Source organism: Sporomusa sp., from assembly GCF_057736855.1.
Map to the genome: position 1 here is coordinate 1 of NZ_JBYKYF010000403.1, position 2,256 is coordinate 2,256.

The following is a 2,256-nucleotide window of genomic DNA, read 5'->3' on the forward strand; positions in this document are numbered from 1 at the left end:
ATACCAGCCCTTATCTCGCTAGGCTTTAATCCTAGCTCCCAAGCAGTTGTGATAGCAGCAAGGGCATTGTACACATTGTGGATTCCAACCGTATGCAGCACAACGGGGAAGGAACCGCGTGGACTGCAACAATCAAATTTAGTTACCATGTCTCCATTTTCACAGATGCTGATATTTTCAGCCTTCACAAAGGCATCAGAATTCATGCCATACAACACAACTCTTGCCTGAGTTTTATGTTGCATAGCCCGCACATGGGGATCATCGGCATTGAGAACTACCAAATCATCATGACCAATGGCTTGCACCAGTTCGGACTTGGCCATAGCAATATTTTCCACAGAACCAAGAATCTCCATATGGGTTTCGCCAACATTTGTAATAACCCCAACGGTCGGCAAAGCAATCTCCGCTAACTGGCGGATCTCGCCTTGCGCCCGCATACCCATTTCAACAACTGCCACTTCATGCTTCTGTTCAAGTTTTAGCAACGTCAGCGGCAAGCCGATTTCGTTATTATAATTAGCTTCAGTTTTAAGTACATTAAATCTACTAGACAGTACTGCAGCCAACATATCTTTGGTTGTTGTCTTACCATTTGAACCAGTTACGGCAATAACCGGAATCGTAAACCGTTGCCGGTGAAACCGGGCTAAATCCTGAAATGCTGCCAACGTGTCTGTCACTTCAACCACGGTAATATTGTCAGGTACCTCAACCGGCCTGCTAACAATTACCCCAGCCGCACCTTTAGCGGCAGCTTGAGCGATAAAGTCATGTCCGTCAAACCGTTCCCCCATTAAAGCAATAAACAAATTATTAGGTTGAAGACTTCTAGTGTCAGTCGAAATACCTCTGAATAATTTACCGCCGTTTGCTGTAACCAAACGGCCACTTGTGGCCTTCAGCACCTCTGTTAAAGTAAAATCAGCCATTCTGTTTCATCTCCTCGATGATTGCACGGGCTACCTGCCGATCATCAAAATCAATGGTTTTGTCTTTTAAAATCTGATAGGTTTCATGACCCTTACCGGCAATCAGCACAATATCCTGTGGCTCAGCCAGCCTTATCGCCCGAGCTATTGCCTGACGGCGATCAACAATTTTTTCATACTGTTTGCCTGCATGCTCGCCAACTAATGCTTCTTTGATGCCCACTTCAATATCTGCCAATATTTTTCCCGGATCTTCACTACGAGGATTATCTGACGTAGCAATGACGACATCACCATATTGAACGGCCAGTTTGCCCATAATCGGACGTTTCGTACGGTCACGGTCCCCGCCGCAACCAAACACTACCAAAATCTTTCCGGTTGCAAACTGTTTAGCCGTTTTAAGCACATTTTCCAAGCCATCAGGTGTATGAGCATAATCGACAATCACCGTAAACGGCTGCCCTGCCTGCACTAATTCAAATCTCCCCGGTACACTGGAAAAACTTTCGAGAGCTTGTTTAATTATGTTGGGGTTAACGCCTTCTGCCAAAGCAGCTCCAACGGCCCCTAACACATTATACACATTAAACATTCCGGTAATCTTAAGTTTAAGTTCGAGCTTGCCGAATGGTCCGTTAATGTCAAAACTAGCACCTGCCGCCTTTACAGCAATATTAGAACCAGTTAGAACCGCATCTTGATTAACAGCATAACTGATTACTGGACAAGCTGAATTTTGGATCATAAACATACCAGCACTGTCATCAATATTAATTACCGCACTTTTACCGGTTTTAACATTATGAGATTGATGTAAGCTGCGAAACAACTCGGCCTTAGCATCCATATAATTCTCAAAAGTCTGATGAAAATCCATATGATCCTGAGTCATATTGGTAAATACGCCAACATCAAACTCACAGCCAGCTACTCGGTTTAATGCTAGTGCATGAGAAGAAACCTCCATGACTACATATTCTATACCGCAACTGACCATTTCGGCTAGCGTACTTTGCAGCTCAATAACATCAGGTGTAGTATTTTTGACAGGCAACACCCGGTCTTCAATCAGAGTCTGAATGGTCCCAATTAAACCAACTTTAAAACCTGCATGCTGCAAAATATTGCGAATCAAATAGGTAGTTGTTGTTTTACCATTCGTACCAGTCACACCAATCATGCGGAGCTTACGTCCTGGATAATCAAAAAAATATGGCACAACTGCCTGCATGGCCGCCCGGGTGCTTGCCACTTTAATAACGGTTATATCAGTATCGGTCGGTAATGACACGTCTTTTTCTACTACAATCGCTTTTGC

General features: G+C 44.0%; 2 protein-coding genes. Both read right to left on the reverse strand.

The window, feature by feature from the left end; translation table 11 throughout:
- Positions 1–935 (reverse strand): UDP-N-acetylmuramoyl-tripeptide--D-alanyl-D-alanine ligase (locus AC29Z1_RS16845; protein WP_488272608.1); only part of this gene is annotated, 935 nt, incomplete at its 3' end.
- Positions 928–2,256: UDP-N-acetylmuramoyl-L-alanyl-D-glutamate--2,6-diaminopimelate ligase (locus tag AC29Z1_RS16850; protein WP_488272609.1), on the reverse strand; the 1,329-nt coding region annotated here is incomplete at its 5' end. The genes AC29Z1_RS16850 and AC29Z1_RS16845, both read right to left, overlap by 8 nt.